Annotated in this window: 25 protein-coding genes; 6 read left to right on the top strand and 19 right to left on the bottom strand. The window is 32.5% G+C overall.

Annotated elements, in window-relative coordinates; genetic code table 11:
- Positions 1 to 69: 69 nt before the first annotated feature.
- From MHB74_RS22625 to MHB74_RS22635, 3 genes are all read right to left on the bottom strand, one after another.
- Positions 70 to 1,011 carry a phosphotransferase enzyme family protein gene (locus MHB74_RS22625; protein ID WP_061677032.1) on the bottom strand — a complete coding sequence of 314 codons (942 nt, stop codon included), beginning with the start codon at positions 1,009 to 1,011 and terminating at the stop codon, positions 70 to 72.
- Positions 1,012 to 1,137: 126 nt separating this feature from the next.
- Entirely contained in the window at positions 1,138 to 1,461 is a 324-nt protein-coding gene (locus MHB74_RS22630; protein WP_061677031.1) for a hypothetical protein, read from the bottom strand.
- 156 nt (positions 1,462 to 1,617) lie between these two features.
- A complete protein-coding gene (locus tag MHB74_RS22635) occupies positions 1,618 to 2,931 on the bottom strand; it encodes a CBS domain-containing protein (RefSeq protein ID WP_061677030.1) in 1,314 nt (437 codons plus the stop codon).
- Between the two features lie 244 nt (positions 2,932 to 3,175).
- On the opposite strand from MHB74_RS22635, the gene MHB74_RS22640 reads away from it, so the two are divergent.
- Entirely contained in the window at positions 3,176 to 3,337 is a 162-nt protein-coding gene (locus MHB74_RS22640; protein ID WP_000976299.1) for a hypothetical protein, read from the top strand.
- A 40-nt stretch (positions 3,338 to 3,377) separates the two neighbouring features.
- Here the strand turns inward: MHB74_RS22640 and MHB74_RS22645 are convergent, their stop codons facing one another.
- Entirely contained in the window at positions 3,378 to 4,061 is a 684-nt protein-coding gene (locus MHB74_RS22645; protein ID WP_061677029.1) for a metal-dependent hydrolase, read from the bottom strand.
- A gap of 149 nt (positions 4,062 to 4,210) precedes the next feature.
- On the opposite strand from MHB74_RS22645, the gene pepQ reads away from it, so the two are divergent.
- Positions 4,211 to 5,308, top strand: coding sequence for a Xaa-Pro dipeptidase (gene pepQ / locus MHB74_RS22650; RefSeq protein WP_061677028.1), 1,098 nt, complete (start codon positions 4,211 to 4,213; stop codon positions 5,306 to 5,308).
- Here the strand turns inward: pepQ and MHB74_RS22655 are convergent.
- Entirely contained in the window at positions 5,291 to 5,686 is a 396-nt protein-coding gene (locus MHB74_RS22655; RefSeq protein WP_061677027.1) for a DUF3221 domain-containing protein, read from the bottom strand. The two genes, pepQ and MHB74_RS22655, sit on opposite strands and share 18 nt — an antisense overlap.
- A 20-nt stretch (positions 5,687 to 5,706) precedes the next feature.
- Positions 5,707 to 6,081 (bottom strand): hypothetical protein, encoded by a 375-nt coding sequence (locus tag MHB74_RS22660; RefSeq protein ID WP_061677026.1) that lies wholly within the window; start codon positions 6,079 to 6,081, stop codon positions 5,707 to 5,709.
- Between the two features lie 92 nt (positions 6,082 to 6,173).
- On the opposite strand from MHB74_RS22660, the gene MHB74_RS22665 reads away from it, so the two are divergent.
- On the top strand, positions 6,174 to 7,001 hold the full coding sequence (locus MHB74_RS22665; protein ID WP_061677025.1) for a DUF2785 domain-containing protein: 828 nt from the start codon (positions 6,174 to 6,176) through the stop codon (positions 6,999 to 7,001).
- Between the two features lie 14 nt (positions 7,002 to 7,015).
- On the opposite strand, the gene MHB74_RS22670 is transcribed toward MHB74_RS22665, so the two are convergent.
- The 8 genes from MHB74_RS22670 to MHB74_RS22705 form a co-directional block, all read right to left on the bottom strand.
- Positions 7,016 to 7,222 (bottom strand): hypothetical protein, encoded by a 207-nt coding sequence (locus tag MHB74_RS22670; protein WP_001248905.1) that lies wholly within the window; start codon positions 7,220 to 7,222, stop codon positions 7,016 to 7,018.
- A 63-nt stretch (positions 7,223 to 7,285) separates the two neighbouring features.
- The gene (locus MHB74_RS22675; protein WP_061677024.1) at positions 7,286 to 8,290 is read right to left on the bottom strand and encodes an anti sigma factor C-terminal domain-containing protein; all 1,005 of its coding nucleotides are present in this window, start codon (positions 8,288 to 8,290) and stop codon (positions 7,286 to 7,288) included.
- Complete coding sequence (locus MHB74_RS22680) at positions 8,271 to 8,780, bottom strand: RNA polymerase sigma factor (RefSeq protein ID WP_061677023.1); 510 nt, start codon at positions 8,778 to 8,780, stop codon at positions 8,271 to 8,273. Before MHB74_RS22680 ends, MHB74_RS22675 begins: the two co-directional genes overlap by 20 nt.
- Before the next feature lie 123 nt (positions 8,781 to 8,903).
- Complete coding sequence (locus MHB74_RS22685) at positions 8,904 to 9,248, bottom strand: DUF6176 family protein (RefSeq protein ID WP_061677022.1); 345 nt, start codon at positions 9,246 to 9,248, stop codon at positions 8,904 to 8,906.
- Between the two features lie 2 nt (positions 9,249 to 9,250).
- Positions 9,251 to 10,039, bottom strand: a complete 789-nt coding sequence (locus tag MHB74_RS22690; protein WP_061677021.1) for a GNAT family N-acetyltransferase — start codon at positions 10,037 to 10,039, stop codon at positions 9,251 to 9,253.
- Positions 10,036 to 10,368: a cupin domain-containing protein gene (locus MHB74_RS22695; RefSeq protein ID WP_061677020.1), complete on the bottom strand. Its 333-nt coding sequence runs from the start codon at positions 10,366 to 10,368 to the stop codon at positions 10,036 to 10,038. Before MHB74_RS22695 ends, MHB74_RS22690 begins: the two co-directional genes overlap by 4 nt.
- A 139-nt stretch (positions 10,369 to 10,507) precedes the next feature.
- Positions 10,508 to 11,641 (bottom strand): alanine dehydrogenase, encoded by a 1,134-nt coding sequence (gene ald, locus MHB74_RS22700; RefSeq protein WP_061677019.1) that lies wholly within the window; start codon positions 11,639 to 11,641, stop codon positions 10,508 to 10,510.
- Between the two features lie 213 nt (positions 11,642 to 11,854).
- The gene (locus MHB74_RS22705; RefSeq protein WP_061677493.1) at positions 11,855 to 12,646 is read right to left on the bottom strand and encodes an SDR family oxidoreductase; all 792 of its coding nucleotides are present in this window, start codon (positions 12,644 to 12,646) and stop codon (positions 11,855 to 11,857) included.
- Positions 12,647 to 12,793: 147 nt separating this feature from the next.
- Here MHB74_RS22705 and MHB74_RS22710 point away from each other — a divergent pair, with 147 nt between their 5' ends.
- From MHB74_RS22710 to MHB74_RS22720, 3 genes are all read left to right on the top strand, one after another.
- Complete coding sequence (locus tag MHB74_RS22710; protein ID WP_061677018.1) at positions 12,794 to 13,252, top strand: universal stress protein; 459 nt, start codon at positions 12,794 to 12,796, stop codon at positions 13,250 to 13,252.
- 547 nt (positions 13,253 to 13,799) lie between these two features.
- Positions 13,800 to 14,252 (top strand): ArsR/SmtB family transcription factor, encoded by a 453-nt coding sequence (locus tag MHB74_RS22715; protein ID WP_061677017.1) that lies wholly within the window; start codon positions 13,800 to 13,802, stop codon positions 14,250 to 14,252.
- A gap of 104 nt (positions 14,253 to 14,356) precedes the next feature.
- Positions 14,357 to 15,646: an MFS transporter gene (locus MHB74_RS22720; RefSeq protein ID WP_061677016.1), complete on the top strand. Its 1,290-nt coding sequence runs from the start codon at positions 14,357 to 14,359 to the stop codon at positions 15,644 to 15,646.
- A 95-nt stretch (positions 15,647 to 15,741) separates the two neighbouring features.
- Here the strand turns inward: MHB74_RS22720 and MHB74_RS22725 are convergent, their stop codons facing one another.
- From MHB74_RS22725 to MHB74_RS22745, 5 genes are all read right to left on the bottom strand, one after another.
- Positions 15,742 to 18,258: a class III lanthionine synthetase LanKC N-terminal domain-containing protein gene (locus MHB74_RS22725; protein ID WP_061676303.1), complete on the bottom strand. Its 2,517-nt coding sequence runs from the start codon at positions 18,256 to 18,258 to the stop codon at positions 15,742 to 15,744.
- 68 nt (positions 18,259 to 18,326) lie between these two features.
- On the bottom strand, positions 18,327 to 18,836 hold the full coding sequence (locus MHB74_RS22730; protein ID WP_061676302.1) for a GNAT family N-acetyltransferase: 510 nt from the start codon (positions 18,834 to 18,836) through the stop codon (positions 18,327 to 18,329).
- A gap of 63 nt (positions 18,837 to 18,899) precedes the next feature.
- Positions 18,900 to 18,989 carry a class III lanthipeptide gene (locus tag MHB74_RS22735; protein WP_270400605.1) on the bottom strand — a complete coding sequence of 30 codons (90 nt, stop codon included), beginning with the start codon at positions 18,987 to 18,989 and terminating at the stop codon, positions 18,900 to 18,902.
- A gap of 44 nt (positions 18,990 to 19,033) precedes the next feature.
- A complete protein-coding gene (locus MHB74_RS22740) occupies positions 19,034 to 19,123 on the bottom strand; it encodes a class III lanthipeptide (protein WP_000994777.1) in 90 nt (29 codons plus the stop codon).
- 82 nt (positions 19,124 to 19,205) lie between these two features.
- The gene (locus tag MHB74_RS22745) at positions 19,206 to 19,295 is read right to left on the bottom strand and encodes a class III lanthipeptide (RefSeq protein WP_270400608.1); all 90 of its coding nucleotides are present in this window, start codon (positions 19,293 to 19,295) and stop codon (positions 19,206 to 19,208) included.
- Positions 19,296 to 19,399 lie beyond the last annotated feature (104 nt).

Raw genomic sequence — 19,399 nt, forward strand, 5'->3', positions numbered from 1 at the left:
AATCCATTTTCTTACAATCCAATTGTAACATAATATAAACTATAATTGAATTAATATTCTGTTTTTTATCTATACAATTGTCTCACCGCACAATTCCTCTTCAGCATACCGAACATATCGCCGAGTAAAAGCACCGGGATCTTTTCTAATAGGCTCGATATCAAGCCTTAACGGAATCTTTCCCGCCATATAAAAAATTCTTGAGGCAGTCCCAAGTCGAATGGCTGCTTCCGAAATATTTTCCCCATATCCCATCATGAAATTCCCCCATACGTCTTCTAACTGTCCCGAAGCAATTAAATGTAATCTCGGAACACCAATATCAAACTCTTTATACCCAAATCCACATTCATCAAAATCAAGTACATACCAATCCTCTTTGTCTACAAGAACATTACCAAAATGCATATCACCATGAACAAATTGTTTTTCTCCTAGTTGAGTTGAATTTGTGAGCTCTTGTATTCTTTCTGCAATTTTCATGCATTTATGCTTATCAGCATGCGATAGAAATGAAGCATTTAGTAATCGCTGTAAAGGCTCGTGGATTAGCTTTTGCTCACTATATATTGGCCTTTCGTAACCTCTCCAAGTTTGCGGCACTCTTTTGAGCACTTCATTTGTTTTTTCATGAAACATTCGCATTAGTGACCCAAGTTTTTCATAGTCCTTATCCCTTGGTTCTAAAATTTCACTTCCGTTTATAAACCTAAAGACAACAAAATACTGAATACTTACCCCATCTTTCATAACGGATGTGATCCAATCACCATTTTTATTTGCAACTACTTCTGGTACTAACATTTGTTTTTGCATCGCTATTAACCAATGTATTTCAGCCTCTATTTGCTCAGCTATATAACGTCCTTCTCTATACTGCCTCACTACAAATTTATTTTTGTCCGATTCGAATATATATGTTTGATTCTCTCCCCCATGCAACAATGAAACTTCCGTAAGACTACTTAAATTATATTGCTTGCATAACTGCTCTTTAGTGTGAAAATCCATTCCTCTCCCCCTAGTTCTTATAGTGAAGCATCGTTTCCCTATCCAATTACACGATTGGTATCTCTTAACGATTAGTAGCGTAATCGACTAACAACCAATTTTCTATCCACATTGATACATATCCTTCTATTTTTTCACTTCTCTATCCGAACTCTTACATAGCTTAAGCATTAACTTCAAAACCCAATAAAACAAAATAAAGTTAAAGAAAAAACCTAATGGATTAAACGAAATTTCCCATCCACCATAATAAATGAAATTTTCTGCTGGTATACCAAAGTAAAGAAAATCACTCTTATTTTCTCCAGTTGTAGGGATAAAGGAACAAATAATAGCGAAAACCAAACTCACTACATACAATTTCTTTTTATTTGCATCCATTCTTCTATGTGTTAACACATGAAAAGTTATTGCAAATACTACCCCTAAAACGAGAACTATTACTCCCATTTGACACCTCCACAATTATTGTTCAAGCATCTTCAAGTGATTGCGTGCCCCTACAACAGAACGTGATAGATTCAGTTGCTAACTACATTTAAAAACTCCCTACTATAGCGTTCTTTAAAAAAAATGGAACAAACCAAAGCGGCTTGCTCCATCTTTTTATTTATCGATCAACTGCACCATAAGTAATGCTTTCCCGACAACATTACCTTCATGATGTACTTCTACATCCACCTTACCAAATTTACGTCCAATTTCTAATACTTTCGGATGAACCGATACAACATTGTCAATTTGAACTGGTTTTACGAAATAAATTGTTAAGTTCTCAACAATTAAATCACTTTTCTTTTGCGCACGAATAACACGGTTCGTTGCTTCCGTCACAATCGTTGTGAATACACCGTAAGATAACGTTCCGATTGAATTAGTCATTTGCGGCGTCACTGAAAATTGATATAGATGTTCATTTTTTGCTTCTTTCGGTGTCATGAATTGATTCGTTACAATATCATCAATTGTTTCCCCGACTTGTGGTTGACGCTGAATCATTTGCAACGCCTGAAGTACATCTTGACGGCTAATAATACCTTGCAGTTTATTTCCTTCATCAACAACAGGAAGTAACTCAATACCTTCCCACACCATCATGCGTGCCGCAGCCGCGACAGACATTTTTCCATTTACCGTAATTGGATGTTTTGTCATCACTTTATCAATTGGTGTTTCTTTCGCTACACCGATCATATCTTTTGAAGTTACAATACCTAATACCTTTTTGTTTTCATCAACAATTGGATATCTTCCGTGCATCGTCTCTTCGTTATACGCATGCCATTGCTGTACTGTATCACCTGGTTTTAAATATAGTGTCTCTTCAATTGGTGTTAAAATATCTTCAACGAGTACTATTTCTTTCTTAATAAGCTGATCGTAAATCGCACGGTTAATTAACGTCGCAACTGTAAATGTATCGTAACTACTTGAAATAATCGGCAGTTTTAATTCATCTGCTAATTTCTTCACATGATCTTCCGTATCAAATCCACCCGTAATCAATACGGCAGCTCCGGCTTCTAACGCTAATTGATGTGCATTCGTACGATTACCGATAATCAGTAAGTTTCCTGCTTCTGTATAGCGCATCATCGCTTCTAATTTCATTGCCCCGATTACGAATTTATTTAACGTCTTATGTAGTCCTTCTCTGCCCCCAAGTACTTGACCATCGACAATGTTAACAACCTCAGCGTATGTCAGCTTTTCAATATTCTCTTTCTTCTTTTGTTCAATTCGAATTGTTCCGACACGTTCAATCGTACTAACATATCCTTTATTTTCTGCATCTTTAATTGCACGGTAAGCTGTCCCTTCACTTACACTCAAATCTTTTGCAATTTGCCTTACAGAAATTTTATGCCCTACTGGCAGGCTATTAATATGTTCTAAAATTTGGTTATGCTTGGTAGCCAAATGGTTTCACCATACTTTCTTTTCCCTAAATTCTTCATGTGTTGTATTTTCAGTATACTATATTTTCAAAACTGTTACACTCTCTCTTTGTATATCTGTACTATTTTTTTTATAACAAAATACGCCTTACATTATACTGCTGCTTCCATTACAACAATGTAATGGTATTGTCATCTCGTTCGATAGTTTGTCCAGCCGCTCCAATATACAATGAAGACAAGAAATGAAACAAAGGAGCGAATACATGATGAAAAAATTATTAGAAGTTGTAGGTGCTGTATTTTTAGCTTTCGTAGACGGAAAAAAAGTTGCAATGGAATTGAATGAAACACCTGAACAGCCACTTCCAAAAAGAAAAGAATCACCAAAACAAGTACAAACTTTAAAAGCTGTCCTACACACGTAAAAAACCCTTCACTTGTCTTTTCAAATGAAGGGTTTCTTTTCTATAGTGTAATACTTTCTCCAGCCTCTAATACTTTCCCTGTACAATTTTGTAGCTTTTCTACAAATTGATATGGGTCTTGTTCAATTACTGGGAACGTATTGTAATGCATCGGTACAACAGTTTTCGCCTGAACCCATTTTGCTGCTAAAACAGCATCTTCTGGTCCCATTGTGAAATTATCACCAATTGGTAAAAATGCTATATCAATGTTGTTCAGTTCCCCAATTAATTTCATATCAGAGAATAGAGCGGTATCTCCTGCATGGTACACAGTTTTCTCTTCTGCTGTAAATAAAATTCCTGCTGGCATACCTGTATATGTAATCGTCTTATTTTCTTCATCAATATAACTAGAACCGTGGAATGCTTGTGTAAACTTCACTTTTCCGAAGTCAAATTCATGCGAACCACCAATATGCATCGGATGTGTATTCACATCTTGCCAACTTAAAAAGGTCGCTAGTTCAAATGGTGCCACAACAACTGCATTATTTTTCTTCGCAAGCTCTACTGTATCTCCAACATGATCGCCATGTCCATGCGATAAAAGAATCGCATCTACTTTGACATCTTCAGCCTTTAAATCTGTTGTAGGATTTCCAGTTAAAAATGGATCAATTAAAATCACTTTTCCATTCGTTTCAATCTTTACAACTGAATGCCCGTGATAAGATACTTTCATTACTACATTCCTCCCCTATTCACATTCTCACTTTTTATTCTACATGATTTTTCAATTCCCTGTCTTTTCTAACATCTATTTACTTGTCATAACGCTTTCCTCCGATGTAAAGTTATATTTGTAATTAAATATCTCGGGGGTGCCAATCGATGAATGCTAGATTAGAAAATTTAATGCAATGGCTAAAAGAAAAAAACGTAGAAGCTGCGTTCTTAACTTCTACACCAAACGTTTTCTACATGACAAACTTCCACTGTGAACCACACGAAAGACTTCTTGGTATGTTTGTATTCCAAGAAAAAGAGCCTATTTTAATTTGCCCTAAAATGGAAGAAGGTCAAGCGCGTAACGCTGGCTGGGCACATGAAATTATCGGATTTACTGATACTGACAGACCATGGGATATGATTGCAAAAGCAATTAAAGACCGCGGCATCAATGCAAACGCAGTTGCAATTGAAAAAGAACATTTAAACGTAGAACGTTACGAAGAATTAACAAAACTATTCCCAAATGCAGCTTTCAAATCAGCTGAAGAAAAAGTTCGCGAACTTCGTTTAATTAAAGATGAAAAAGAACTTTCTATTTTACGTGAAGCAGCTAAAATGGCGGACTACGCTGTTGAAGTTGGTGTAAATGCAATTAAAGAAGATCGTAGCGAGCTAGAAGTACTAGCAATTATTGAACACGAATTAAAAACAAAGGGCATACATAAAATGTCATTTGATACGATGGTATTAGCAGGTGCAAACTCTGCTCTTCCACACGGTATTCCAGGTGCAAACAAAATGAAACGCGGCGATTTCGTACTATTTGATTTAGGCGTAATCATTGAAGGTTATTGCTCTGATATTACACGTACAGTAGCATTCGGTGAACTTTCAGAAGAACAAACTCGCATTTATAACACTGTACTTGCTGGACAACTACAAGCAGTTGAAGCATGTAAACCAGGTGTTACACTTGGCGCAATCGACAACGCTGCTCGTTCTGTGATCGCAGATGCAGGTTACGGCGACTTCTTCCCGCACCGCCTTGGTCACGGACTTGGAATTAGCGTACACGAATATCCAGATGTGAAAGCTGGTAACGAGTCTCCATTAAAAGAAGGTATGGTCTTCACAATCGAGCCAGGTATTTACGTACCAAACGTAGGTGGCGTTCGTATTGAAGATGATATTTACATCACAAAAGACGGATCAGAAATTTTAACGAAATTCCCGAAAGAATTACAATTTGTGAAATAAGAAAAAAGGCAGCGCGATTGCTGCCTTTTTTCTTATTTCAAACTTCTCTACAATCATTTTTGCTGGATAGCTTTCAAGCGTTTGAGAAGTCCATACTTTTATTTTATCCCCTGTTTTTAACTGTTTATATGCACCTTTATCTTTAAAGCTCAAAACTATATGTGATGGATACTCTTTATTCATTTGTTGTTCTATATAATTTTGTAACTCTATTTTTGTTTCATACGTTTTATCATTGACGAAAAATACCGTGTCATTTCTTACTATGACATACCCTTCTTCAGGTACTTTTTTTACCTCTACTTGTTTTGTAGTGCACGCTGATAATATGATTAGAAATACACTTAAAAACATTAATTTTTTCATATGCCTATTCATTTTCAACTCCTTATTCTAGGCTATTTCAAATTTAACACCATCTTCTCTTCATACTTATCATCCCATTTAATCACAATTTCTATCGGTTCATCTTTAGAAAGAGGTGCACAACTTACGCAAGAAGACTTCATTTCAATCCTTGCTCCTTTATGAACTTCTGAAGTTTGTGTCATTGTACTAAAGGTTTCAGTAATAGCAATCTCTAAATTTTTAAATTCTGTATTTCCATCTCCGCCCTTATATTGAAACGTAAACATTCCATCTTCACTGTCATCCTTAATATACCCTTTATATTGCCCCGTCCAACTTTTGCTCTCGCTAGAAAAAGTAACATACGAAAGCGAACAGCTTCCTAAAAAGAAAATACTGATGAAAAAGAATAACACTCTCTTCATAATGCCCCCCATTCAAAAGCATTTATTTATTGTCTATTTCTTCCTCTTATTATACTATTAAAATACAGAATTTTCTAAAATAGGAGGTTTATATGTTACAACAACAGTTAGAAGAAATTCGTAATAATAATTACATAATGGATAACACAATTAACATTGATTCTTTAAGTTCAAATTTGCTTAAACACATTGGTGTTACTGATAGCTATTTAAGGGACAAACTTATTTACTCTACTTTTTACCATCTCATCAAAAAGGACTACATTTCACACACACACTTACAGAAATTATTATTAGAAAGCATTAGTGAAAACTATTTATTGTATAACATTCATTCAGATGACAAAGATGCTGTATTTACCCGCGCATTTACGACATTATTACTTACACTCATTATTGATGCGGATACAAAATATAATTTCTTATCACAGAATGATATTTTAACTGTAAAAGATCACTTAATTCTATATATGAACAATGAACATGATTTCCGTGGATATGTTCAAGACCACGGCTGGGCACATAGTATCGCTCATGCTTCTGATACATTTGAGGCGCTTGTGAATAGCCCTAAACTAGAAACTTTATATTACGAAGAAATATTACAAACTTTATTAAACAAAGTTTGTGTCCATTCTATTTACTACAAATATGAAGAAGACGAGCGCCTCGTTTATCCGATTGTCTCAATGCTACAAAATGGTCTAAAGGAAGAGGCTCTCATATTAGCCCTTCATGATTTAGTAGCTCAATTACCTGCCCAAAAACAAACATTACATATTAAATCGTATGAGTACTTATACGGAAATATAAAATCTTTCTTACGCAGCTTATTTTTCAGACTACGTACACTGTCTATATGTAAAGAAACCGAATGCGAAATTGAAAAATTGCTACAAGAGCTTCCAAAATATTATTAAAAAAAGAAGGCCACTTAAAAAGTGCCTTCTTCTATTTCACTAATATTTAATTGAAATTTCACGATCCAAACTGAGAAAAGGTGGACAAGAAGCGCAAACGCCATACATGCTCCGCTTAAAAAAGTTAGTATAGGATGCGAATACACGTGCCCTAATCCATAAGATATAGCCACGAAAAACATTGTTATGTAAATATAAATTGCTCCATGTATTTGCCTCATATGAACCTCCTTTTCCCATATTATAACATAAATTTTCTGATTATTCACATTAATCGTTTGTGATTAATATTTCTCAACTGTTACACCTCTAACAGCAGCCTTAATATATGGTGCTCCTTGTAAACTTTGTAAATCCTCTGTTTTGCCTGTTACAACTACACCGTATATTGGTAGGTCTTTTGGTTTCGTGTTTTTGATTTCTTTATACGAATCTTTCGCATCATCCATATGTCGTTCATCTTCTGCTAATGTTTTCATTGCTCCTATAAATTCTTTTGAATTCCTCTCAAAATCCATTTTCATTTCCTCTTCTTTTTTTGCATGACTTCCCGTAAATCCATAAACCCGATTAGACATTATCGCATTTAAAACTGCACCTGTTGAGTCTATTAAGCCAACATATTTATCCGCTTTCTTTTCATCATATGTATCAACCCAAAACCAAACTGGTTGTACATTTTTTGGTAGTATTCCCATAATTTCATCCATCGTATACGCTTTATCAAACGATAGGGCCACTTCCGCAACTTTATTTTTCAAATCCCCAATTTGTTTTAAATCATTCACGTAATTTTTATATTTCGTGAAAGGCAAGTAAAACCTCATTTCGCGTTGCATCGTTTGTATATTGTAATCCGGCAATTTCTCAGCTGCGTCTACATTAAATCGCTCTTCCTCTAAATGCGTATTTCCATTATGACTTCTTGACATATATCCCCACACATCATATTCATATATTTCATCTATCCACTTAACTGGTTGACCCGAAATATTTTTATATGAACTATACATAATAGAGTCGCTCATTAAACCCATATTTAATTTTCTGTGAGAATAAAACTTTATGTTGGGACCCTTTACAGTTTGCTCTGCAAATACTCTTCTTTCCATCTCATTAAAGTTTTTTTGTTTTAAATATACTATTAAAGTGAAAGATCCAATAATCACTAAAGTAGATGCAAAGATTGAGATGACAAAATTTCTAAAAAACTGTTTCCTTTTCGCTCTCTTCATCAAAGTCTTCATCTGCTTATCATCCATATTCAAATCAAAGTCCTTCCGACTCATCGTTTCTCCTCCTATACAATTTTTTAAATTGATTTCTTGCACGGTACAAACTTGTTTTCACTGTTTCTTCTTTCATACTTAATAAAATGGCAATTTCCTTATAAGATAGTTCATACTCATATTTCAACAGTAAAATATGACGATAATCCTCCGTCATCGTCTCCAATATTGCTTGTACCTCGCCTTGTAGTTCACTTGTTAAAAGCACTTCATCTAACGACTTTTGACCAATAAGAACAACAGATTCAATCGCAATGGGATTTAATCTTTTTTCTTTTCGATGTAAATCTCGGTGCTGATTGATCGCAACTCTAAAGAGCCACGGTGTTAAATGCTCTAATGGTATTTCCTCCATAAGTAATAAAGCTTTGTACAACGTATCTTGCACAATATCTTCTGCTTCTTTTCTATCTGCTCCAATCTTAATTAAATATCCAAACACAACTTTTGACTTCTCTATTAATAATGTTTCAAACGTATCATAGCTCATCCTGCTCTCCTTTCTATATACTCAACGTTTGAGAGCGTAAAATGTATACAGCTTTTCTATAATTTTTTTCAAAATAAAAAAGCACACCTGTTTTGATGTGCTTCTCTCCAACATACTATTCTATTATTTCATCGCTTCCTTCACAACATCTTGAATCATAACAACTTCTGTTTTCATATCAACAGACTGTACTTCTTCATCAATACATTCATACCAAAACGCTAAATGCTTTTTATCAATTTCATGATGAGAATTTTCGACAAGAGCCCCGCCTTCTCCTTGCACAGAATACCAATATAAGTACTCTTCTCCATCTCTTATTTCCCGGAAAATTGTCTCAACGTACATCTTTTCGTCATTTAGTGTCAAAAGTACTTCTCTCATATTGTCATTAAGAAGCTGCATCCATTCATCTACACGATGACTTTTACCTTGCTTCACTTTAAATCTCGTTAACTCCACATTCATTTTTATTCCCCCGTTTTCTTCCGTACAAACAATCTATATTCTATCGGATGATTAAAACTTAATTTACGAGCTAATTTTTGCGAAGGAATATTAGCTACATAACAATCCCAACACGGTGTAATATCATTTTGCATGCAATGTTCAATGAACCGTGTCGCAACAGCTTGAGCTAACCCTTTTCCTTGATATGCTTCATGCGTCACAATATCAATTTCAGCAAACCCATTCCCATTAAATATCGAAACGCATTCAGCTACAATCATCCCACCTTGTTCTATACAAAATCCAAAACCACCGTCCCAAAATGTTTCTTTTGATCCCCAATATTCTTTATAATACTCCGCTGTAAATTCATTGCTTCGTTCTATATTACTTCTATCAATACGCTTCACTTCATATGTATTTTTGTTACAATCTTGTTTTTTCTCTTCAAAGGTTATGCTTTTAAATTTCATTCGCGGCATATATCGAAGTGCATTACTAAAACGCCCTTCAATCATCATTTCCCACTCTTCACTTGAAGCGAAGAGTGTAAATCTCTTCTCTGTTTTTTCAATAGCCATTTTTAAATACATAAATAAATCTTCATTATAATTTTGATCATTCGTATCACCAAATAAATAATAGATACCGTTAGCTGTACGAATTAATCCTGCTGTTAACTTCTCGTTAGCAAAAATCTCACCATCTATCACTTGGTCACATACCGCATAAGCAAACGTCGTCGTTCTTGTATTACTTTCTAAAATCGGAATGATTTTTCTATACTCGGCTACAGATAATTTTTTCATAACTGCTCCACTTTAATCGTATCAGCTTCTATATTTTCAAAACAAAGATTTACTGTTCTCTTTAATGCTCTCGTTCTATGAATCGTGCATGCTGGAATTAAGATCGAATCATTCGGCTTTAAAACCGCTGTTTCTCCATCTTCAAAATCGATAAGTAGTTCTCCCTCTAACACAATAAATAATTCATCCGAATTAGAATGATAGTGCCAATCATATTCACCCATAAATACAGCGATTCGTAAGCAATGACTGTTTACATTTGAAACGACGAAATTTTTATGTTGATCTTGAATGTCCTTTGTTAATTCTAATAGATTTACTTTCTCCACATTTATCCCCCTTCTTCTGCGCTCATTTTACACATAATTCTAAATTATCATAAATATCTACTACTAACAGCAATTTTTTTACAATCTTTTCATATAAAAAAGACCCTCCTCATAAAGGAAGGTCTCGAATGTATCTCTATTATGATAACGCAGGAGCTTTTTCAAGTAGCTCTTTTGCATCAGCGTATTGTAAACCGTGAGCTTCCGCAACTGCTTCGAATGTTACATAGCCATCTAATGTGTTAATACCTTTTAATAATGCAGTGTTGCCTAGGCAAGCATCTTTGTAGCCTTTGTTCGCAATTTGTACTGCATATGGTACTGTTACGTTTGTTAATGCAAGAGTTGATGTACGTGGAACCGCACCTGGCATATTAGCAACTGCATAATGAACAACGCCATGTTTTTCGTAAGTTGGGTTGTCATGAGTTGTAATACGGTCAGTTGTTTCGAAAATACCACCTTGGTCAATCGCGATATCTACAACGACAGAACCTGGTTCCATAGATTGAATCATTTCTTCTGTTACAAGTTTTGGCGCTTTTGCACCCGGAATTAATACTGCACCAATGACAAGGTCAGATTCTTTTACAGCTTCTGCAATGTTGTATGGATTAGACATTAACGTTTTTACTTGATTACCGAAAATGTCATCTAGTTGACGAAGACGTTCTGCACTTAAGTCGATGATTGTTACATCTGCACCTAAACCTACTGCAATCTTCGCTGCGTTTGTACCAGCTTGACCACCGCCGATAATTGTTACTTTGCCGCGTTTTACCCCTGGAACGCCTGCAAGTAAAATACCTTTACCGCCTTTGTTTTTCTCAAGGAATTGTGCACCGATTTGTGCAGACATACGACCAGCTACTTCACTCATAGGTGCAAGTAATGGTAAAGAACGATTGTCTAATTGCACTGTTTCGTATGCAATTGATACAACTTTGTTATCAATTAATGCTTTCGTTAATTCTGGTTCTGGAGCTAAGTGTAAGTATGTGAATAAAATTAAACCTTCGTGGAAATAACCATACTCACTTGCAACTGGCTCTTTTACCTTCATAACCATATCCTGATTCCATGCTTCTTCAGCAGTTTCAACAAGTTTCGCACCAGCTTGTACGTATTCTTCATCTGTAAAGCCTGATCCTATACCTGCTCCTTTTTGAACAAAAACTTCATGACCATTGTGTACTAAATGTACTGCTCCCGCTGGCGTCATTGCCACGCGGTTTTCATTGTTTTTAATTTCTGTTGGAATACCGATACGCATTATTAGTTCCCCCTTGAGTTATGAAATGACCCCTGAATCATTTTTTAAAGCGCTTTCTACGCTCTTATATTTTAACATAATATCTCAATATTTGACAAAAAATAATACGAGTTTTCCGATAGATTTAATTTTATATTAAAGGACAGTATTATCCTCACCTCTCAGCGTACAAGATAAACTGTCCAATTATTCGAAACCTCACTTTATTTCGCTCTATCGATGTCTATGAATAACATCTACTGCACCAGTTACTTCAATAATTGTACCGGTAATCATATCGGAATCGTCCTCACATAAAAACGAAATCGTTCTTGCGATATCTTCACCTGTTCCAGATCTACCGATTGGTGTGTTATGTTCTTTCAACTGACGCGCTTCTTGAATTGTCGCTTCTTTCATTTCACCAATAATATCACCAGGACATACCATATTTGCAGTGATACCATATTCTGCTTCTTCGTAAGCAACTGTTTTCGTTAATGAAACAAGTCCTACTTTCGCTGCCGCAAAAGCTGAACGATAAATCCATCCCGGTGCGCTATCTGCTCCTTGGAATCCGTAATTAATAATACGGCCAAAGTTTTGTTTTCTCATAACAGGAACGACAAGTTTCAACAAATGAAACACCGCTGTTAAATTACCCTGAATCATTTCATTCCATTCGTCTTCTTCATAATCAACTAACTTTTTTCGTTCAAATACATATGGACCAGCATTATTAATTAAAAAGTCAATTTTGCCAAAACGGCTTATCGCTTCTTCTACTATTTTATGTAAATCTTCTTTTTTCGTGACATCCGCTTGCACGAATTGTAGACGCTCTTCCATATTTTTATATGTTTCTTTCATCGTTTCCATAGCCGCTATATCGCTATGATATGTTACTGTTACTGAATATCCTTTAGCCAATAGCTTTTCTGTTACTTGCTTTCCTAAACCTTTCGTACCGGCTGTAATGAGCGCGTGTCTCACAAACATGCCTCCTTTTAAATTGCTATACTTCATATGTAACAAGTTCTCGCACCAATTACAACTAAAATGAATTAAAATAAAGTTTTCAAAATTCTGTAACGTTTCCGACAAGCACATTACCAAAATTTGTTTTATAATAAAGTTGTAAACGGTAATAAAAATGATTGGGAGGAATTTACTATGAATAATACATATACAAATATTTTAATCGCGGTGGATGGTTCTAAAGAAGCAGAAAAAGCCTTTAAAAAAGCAATTCAAGTCGCAAAACGAAACGATGCAACATTAACAATTGCTCATATCGTTGATGTAAAAGCATACTCAGCAGTAGAAGCTTATAGCCGTGCAATTGCTGAACGTGCAAATCTATTTGCAGAAGACTTATTAGAAGACTACAAAAAAACTGCGCTTGAAGCTGGCCTTGAAAAAATTGAAACTGTATTAGAATTTGGTAATCCTAAATCTAAAATTTCAAAAGAAATCGCTCCAAATCATAAAGTAGATTTAATTATGTGTGGTGCAACTGGTTTAAATGCTGTTGAGCGTTTCCTAATTGGTAGCGTCTCTGAACATATTATTCGCTATGCGAAATGCGATGTCCTTGTTGTTCGTGGTGATGAGGAGCAAGGTGAGCTTTAAATTTATAAATAAAACTTCAACTCTAATTCGTAATACTGGATCTAAAGTAATTAAAGATAAATACCATATACCACTCGACAACACATGTTTTTTAACAATATATTTTTAAGGCGTACCTAATGATGTTTTAGATACGCCTATTTTTTATGCATTTATTACTTGTTTATTACTATATTTAATGCTTTTTAATCCTCTCTATTTTCTGAATAAATATCATCATTCATACTAATATTAGAAGGGGTTATGAACGACTAAAATAACAAAGAAATACTAAATCAAATAAATTTTTTTGTTTCTTATACAACCAAAGTTCATTTTTACCATTTTGAGAAAGAATGTGTTTCTTTATTTTATAATGATGTAACGGTACTTCAAAATGATTAATAACCATAACTGAAAATATCTCATTTTAATAAATCGTGAAATTCGTATAGATGGGATACGTATAGTCTATCAAAACCACAAAAAAAAACGTTACTGTTTAAAAAAATTGACTGTTATGAAAATTAATGATATACTAAAAAAAATTGGAAGGAGGGTATTATTAATGAAAGAGATTTACATGATAGATAACTTAGAACAACTTAAAAGTATTAGCGATCCTCTCCGAGTGAAAATTATACACCTAATTGGTATAAAACCCCTAACAAGCCAAATGTTGAGTGATGAACTTGAAGTTCCTCGTTCTAAAATTCATTATCATTTAAAAGAATTAGAAAAAAACGGTTTAATAGAAGTAGTCAAAACTGAACAAGTTCGAAATTTTATACAAATGTTTTATCAGCCAATTGCTCAATCCATTATCGCTTCTCCTGATTTGCTACTTAAACAAAATGAATCTAATAATAATTTTATTAAAGCATTCAACGTTCAATTTGGTGAGAGTCTAGCTGAAGAATTTTATGAATCCCTTAAACAGCTTTGCAAAAATTTTGAAGAGAAATCATCTCAAAATGATTCGAAAATACAAATGCATATTTCTTTAACAAAAGTAGATTAAAAGTACTTATATAAGTACTTTTAATTTTTAATACACCGTTTATTTTTTTTTACTGTAACAAAAAAATAAACGGTGTAAGAACTAAAATGAAGGGGACATGTGTTTTGAAAAAATCATCTTTATTTCAAATAATAAAAGTATTAACAAGCCACTTTATTAGTAATTTTGGTAGCCAAGTGTTTTCATTTGGTATAGGTTTATTTGTCTTAAAAGAAACTGGATCTGCATTAAGTTTTGGGATAACAATATTGATTGGACCTTTAATATCCCTTCTACTAACACCCTTAGTGGGATATACGGTGGATAAATTAAATCGCAAAATAATTGTACAAGGAGCTCAAATATTAAGCATATTATCATTGATATTCTTTTTTATTTTTTCAAAATCATTTGATTCACATATGTATATTACAACTATATTATTATTAATTGTTTTACATACGTGTGATAAATTTTTAAGTGTTGCATTTAACGCTTCCATTAGCTCTCTTGTCTTTAATAAAGATATTCAGAGGACTAATTCCTTTCTACAAGTATCATCATCTTTATCTATGATTTTAGCACCAGTGTTCGGCAGTTTGTTGTATGCCTACCAAGAATTCCCCTCATTTGTATTAACAATAATTTTTACAGAAGCACTTTCTTTTGTTGTTAATATCATTATTAATTTTAACTTTAATAAAAGTGTTAACGAATCCACTGAATACGAAAAAAATGAAGAGGGCATTTGGGTATCTTTTCTTTCAGGTATGAATTATATGAGAGGGAATTCTATTATTACATTTGTTATTGGTATTGCGGTATTTGTTAACTTATTCATTACCGCTTTGTTTATAGGGTTACCTTTTGTAGCAATTACAACCTTTCAGGTCAACGATATTCAATATGGATTAATTGAATCAGGAATCGCAATTGGGATATTTATAGCCGGTATTATTATGGGTATAAGAAAAGATATAGAAGATCCTTTAGGAAACTTACAACTTGGTATTATCGGTATTGGCATATTAGTATCTTTAATAAGTATTCCTTTCATATTCTCGTTAAATAATACATGGATAACTGTATACTATTTTATAATAAATGCCTTAATTGGAGGTATAACTACAAGTGTAAATGTACCAATTATGGTCATCCTACATAAAACTATTAAAGAAGAATTTAAAGGAAGGGTTTTTAGTATATTTTTTACTTCCGTTCAATTGTTTAATCCACTAGGAATAGTTATTTTTGGTATTCTTTTCGAAAAGATAGATCCTAATATGATATTTATTTCTATAGGAATCTCGATACTTCTAACAGTAAATCTTTCTACCTATCAACTCTTAAAAAAAGAAAGAAGGTTAACCTTAGAGAAAAGTGTGTTACGTAAAGATAACAAGATTATTTCTTAGTTGAAAATATATTTAAAATCCTTTCATATAGAGGAGAAAGCCGGATGGTATCTAATACCATCCGGCTTTCTCCTCTATATGAATATTATGTATAATCAACAGGAAGCATTTTGTAATAAAGAATTACCTTTAGATTTCATTGTTTGATTTAATTTTTTATAAAAATAAAGAATACCCGCTAATCCTTTTTCAAAATCCAAACCTAAATTCAGTAAGTCAACTCCTGGATAATAATGATTCCCTTCAAATGGCACCTTAAATAATTGTATACTCTGGAATATTTCATATGCTTTTTTCAGATATAATTCATTATTAAAATAATGGTAAGCATCAAGAAAAGCATCGCCAATACCAGCTAATCCATAGAAGTATGACGGATTAGAGACGAATTTACTATCTATTCCATCCAAGAGTAGGAGTAGATATTTTTCAAATACATCTTTACTTGCAGTACTATAGTTCAAATGCCTTATTATTGTTTTTACTAATCCAGCTCCACCATTGGCTAAATATGGTGAAAAAACATTTGAATTAGATTTAATTGGAAGTGCAGTTCCCTTAAAAATATTTCTTTTATGAGACAGTGTTTTTTTTATAAGAGATTCAGACAAAACTAAATATTTAGTTTCTAAGGTAAATTCATATAAGTACGTATAGAAATATGCAACCCCCGTCAGCCCATCTAACAATCCTAAGTTTATTCCTATTAAGTCTTTTTCAAGTTCAGAGATAACTAATTTCTGAATCATTTTTTCTAAATCTATAGCCTTAGTAAGAAATGATTTATCTTGTGATTTTTTATACATGTGTAAGTAAGTAACACCAATACCACATAAACCATTGCGTATATTTATATCAGATAAATGTTTAATTTCATTATCAATTTTTTTTATATAGCTTTCAATATCTTTGAATTGACCGATTAAAGACTTGTAAAATAGGTATCCAGAAATACCATTAGCTAGGCTTATATCATTAATTTTTAAAATTTGATCCCTCATATGATTTTCTTCTGAAATATGAATTCCACCCATTAAGGATATTAATGGATATCCATATAATAAACTATAATCATTTTTCTCAGGAGAATTAATAGGGTAAAGAGCTTTGCTATGTTTATTATAGTGGTATTGGATAGTTTTTTTTAAGCTATTAATTTCGTCCGATAAACAAGGATAAATTTCTTTTTTGATAGAATTATCATATGTAACTTTTAAATCATCATTTTCAAGTAATTTCAAGACATATTCAAGCTCAATATTTTTAGACTTTATCAGCAGATTTGTGATTTCCACAAAAATTTTCGGTACTTGATATTCAATAGCAAAGGATTGGAAAATACGATCTGTCATCCCTCCGGATTGATCTAAATAGAGCAGTTTATTACTATTACTAAACATATTTAAGAATAAATATCCTAACTTTTGTTTATCTTGATTTTCAAGACTTAATTCATCTATTCCCTCATTATAAAATCCAACTGTTTTGGCATTAAATTGAGGCTTTTTATCAATTAATTGTGCATCTTCTAGATCAATAAAAGTAATACTCGTATTATTTACTATTATATTATCAGAAGAAATATCTCCTAATACTATTTCAGATTTATGAAATTCAATAACCGCTTTTAAAATATTTATAAATATTTCTTTAATTTTTTTATAACAATGAATAAGTTCTTGTTTATTTTCTTTATGCATCACCGCTGGTCCAGCTGATGCAGCATAATCACTGAAATTAATACCTTCAATATATTCTAGAGCTATATAGTAATGTTCCCACTCCCAAAATTCATCTATTATATTAGGAGTATAAGGAGACGAAGCCAATATTTCAAGATTTCTTTTCTCATTCTTCCGAAAAAATATACTTGTTAGTTCTTCTGAAATCCCAACGTATGGACGTGCTTCTTTTAAGACCACTTTTTTATGCATCTCTTTTGCATAAGCTATATATATTCCTCCACTATTATTAATATTTATAGCACTTTCAACTAAATACTTTTTAGATAAATATTTAGGCTCCTGTATCACCTCCTCACTAAAAGGAGAGGTAACAAAATCCGGCTGAAAATAATAACAGTCTTTTAGATCCTTTATTGTCTCTCCATCAGGACCAATTAAATAATCTTGATAGGAATCACTTTGAGGATTAATTAAACCATATCTATAATATATGACTTTTGCATCAAGATATCTTTTATCAGTCAATATGTATGGACCATTAAACAATTTTAAGTCATCATATAAAGATTCTAATATGTATTTGAATCTTTTTTCATCATCTGGATAAATTGTAATGTATTTACCAGCACTAAATCTGTTAGCAGATTTCTCAAGAAGAGAAAAAAGAATATTCGTGTTATTTATGTATTTAAATGTAATTTTATTTCTAAAACAATAATCGCTAACTATATTTAATATATCTTGATAGTTATCATAGTAACAGGAAATATGTATTTTCCAGCCCTGTCTAGGTAATGGTTTAAGCGACAAATCAAATTGAGTGAAGAAATTATAATCACAAGATACATCGTTCATAAACGAGTTATCTATATATATATTTTTTTCCGTTTTATTATTTTGACTATAATAAAAAAAAGAATCATTCATTTGCGATAAATCCCGTTCGTTCAAATTATTCACACTACTTTCTATATTTTTTCTTATACATTTTAAATTTAAGTTAACCAAGTAGAATATATTTTAAAGTCATAAAATTGATTATTTTTCTTTATATGTTTTTGAAAAGTACATTCATTTATAAACCCTTTTTTTTCTATAAATCGCATTGCAAGTGGATTATATTCAAATACCTCTGCTGAAATTTTAATAATAGCTTCTTTTTCTTTTAACTTCTTCATTAAAAAATTAAAAATTAAGCTTCCAAACCCTTCGTTAGTGCAGTCTTTCAATAAAGATATTCCAATTTTTGCCCTTTGATGAAACTTGGAGTAATCGTAAATTATACCAACACCAATGGGTTTAGTATGATTTCTAACAATATAAAGGGCTCCATTAGATTCGTCTCTTAAAAATTCTATCGTATCTAATAAATTTTCAGGATTATTTAACTTGATGTCTGGACTTAATGCCTGCTCCACAACTTCATCTGATGTATATAATTTAAAAAGAAAATCTAAATCCTTTTCTTCAGCTTTTTTAAAAGATATATTTTGATAATTCCCCATCTGAATTCCTCCAAAAAATTATAGAAAAAATGGATAGATCAATATCTATCCATTTTCACTCTATTAATCAGCCATTTTGCATCTTTTAGTAATAATGATACCTTTTTTCTCAACTTCTACATTTATTTTTTGTAGGTTTAATACAGCATTCATTAGAATCCCTCCTAGTATTTGATTTATTAGTAATTTCATTTAAATTAACCTTCGTATTTGCATTTACGAGTATAAATAATACCTTTTTCTTCAACTTTAGCACTAATTTTTTGTAAGTTTAATACAGCATTCATTAGAATCCCTCCTAGTATTTGATTTATTAGTAATTATATTTAATACAAATAAACCAATATCCGTATATTTCTGATCTATTAATTAGCTATTTTGCATGCATTTTTTGGTAATAATGACACCTTTTTTCTCAACTTCTACATTCATTTTTTGTAGGTTTAATACAGCATTCATTAGAATCCCTCCTAGTATTTGATTTAAGATTAAATTTTTTCAGTAAATTCAATCTGTTGATAATATCTTATCATTTAATTTTAACTTTATCAATAAAAAAAAAT

The organism is Bacillus sp. FSL K6-0069, assembly GCF_038007785.1.
Lineage (GTDB): Bacteria > Bacillota > Bacilli > Bacillales > Bacillaceae_G > Bacillus_A > Bacillus_A mobilis.

Excerpts from the sequence above, each read along its gene's own strand:
- MHB74_RS22665 (WP_061677025.1), top strand. The coding sequence starts at position 6,174 with ATGTTACAACAACAGTTAGAAGAAATTCGTAATAATAATTACATAATG.
- MHB74_RS22740 (WP_000994777.1), bottom strand. The coding sequence starts at position 19,123 with ATGAATGCTGTATTAAACTTACAAAAAATTAGTGCTAAAGTTGAAGAA.
- MHB74_RS22670 (WP_001248905.1), bottom strand. The coding sequence starts at position 7,222 with ATGAGGCAAATACATGGAGCAATTTATATTTACATAACAATGTTTTTC.
- MHB74_RS22745 (WP_270400608.1), bottom strand. The coding sequence starts at position 19,295 with ATGAATGCTGTATTAAACCTACAAAAAATGAATGTAGAAGTTGAGAAA.
- MHB74_RS22685 (WP_061677022.1), bottom strand. The coding sequence starts at position 9,248 with ATGAATGTGGAGTTAACGAGATTTAAAGTGAAGCAAGGTAAAAGTCAT.
- MHB74_RS22630 (WP_061677031.1), bottom strand. The coding sequence starts at position 1,461 with ATGGGAGTAATAGTTCTCGTTTTAGGGGTAGTATTTGCAATAACTTTT.
- MHB74_RS22705 (WP_061677493.1), bottom strand. The coding sequence starts at position 12,646 with ATGAAGTATAGCAATTTAAAAGGAGGCATGTTTGTGAGACACGCGCTC.
- MHB74_RS22730 (WP_061676302.1), bottom strand. The coding sequence starts at position 18,836 with ATGGGGAATTATCAAAATATATCTTTTAAAAAAGCTGAAGAAAAGGAT.
- ald (WP_061677019.1), bottom strand. The coding sequence starts at position 11,641 with ATGCGTATCGGTATTCCAACAGAAATTAAAAACAATGAAAACCGCGTG.
- MHB74_RS22725 (WP_061676303.1), bottom strand. The coding sequence starts at position 18,258 with ATGAATGATTCTTTTTTTTATTATAGTCAAAATAATAAAACGGAAAAA.
- MHB74_RS22715 (WP_061677017.1), top strand. The coding sequence starts at position 13,800 with ATGAAAGAGATTTACATGATAGATAACTTAGAACAACTTAAAAGTATT.
- MHB74_RS22675 (WP_061677024.1), bottom strand. The coding sequence starts at position 8,290 with ATGAGTCGGAAGGACTTTGATTTGAATATGGATGATAAGCAGATGAAG.
- pepQ (WP_061677028.1), top strand. The coding sequence starts at position 4,211 with ATGAATGCTAGATTAGAAAATTTAATGCAATGGCTAAAAGAAAAAAAC.
- MHB74_RS22625 (WP_061677032.1), bottom strand. The coding sequence starts at position 1,011 with ATGGATTTTCACACTAAAGAGCAGTTATGCAAGCAATATAATTTAAGT.
- MHB74_RS22645 (WP_061677029.1), bottom strand. The coding sequence starts at position 4,061 with ATGAAAGTATCTTATCACGGGCATTCAGTTGTAAAGATTGAAACGAAT.
- MHB74_RS22735 (WP_270400605.1), bottom strand. The coding sequence starts at position 18,989 with ATGAATGCTGTATTAAACCTACAAAAAATAAATGTAGAAGTTGAGAAA.
- MHB74_RS22640 (WP_000976299.1), top strand. The coding sequence starts at position 3,176 with ATGATGAAAAAATTATTAGAAGTTGTAGGTGCTGTATTTTTAGCTTTC.
- MHB74_RS22710 (WP_061677018.1), top strand. The coding sequence starts at position 12,794 with ATGAATAATACATATACAAATATTTTAATCGCGGTGGATGGTTCTAAA.
- MHB74_RS22680 (WP_061677023.1), bottom strand. The coding sequence starts at position 8,780 with ATGAGCTATGATACGTTTGAAACATTATTAATAGAGAAGTCAAAAGTT.
- MHB74_RS22655 (WP_061677027.1), bottom strand. The coding sequence starts at position 5,686 with ATGAATAGGCATATGAAAAAATTAATGTTTTTAAGTGTATTTCTAATC.
- MHB74_RS22690 (WP_061677021.1), bottom strand. The coding sequence starts at position 10,039 with ATGAAAAAATTATCTGTAGCCGAGTATAGAAAAATCATTCCGATTTTA.
- MHB74_RS22660 (WP_061677026.1), bottom strand. The coding sequence starts at position 6,081 with ATGAAGAGAGTGTTATTCTTTTTCATCAGTATTTTCTTTTTAGGAAGC.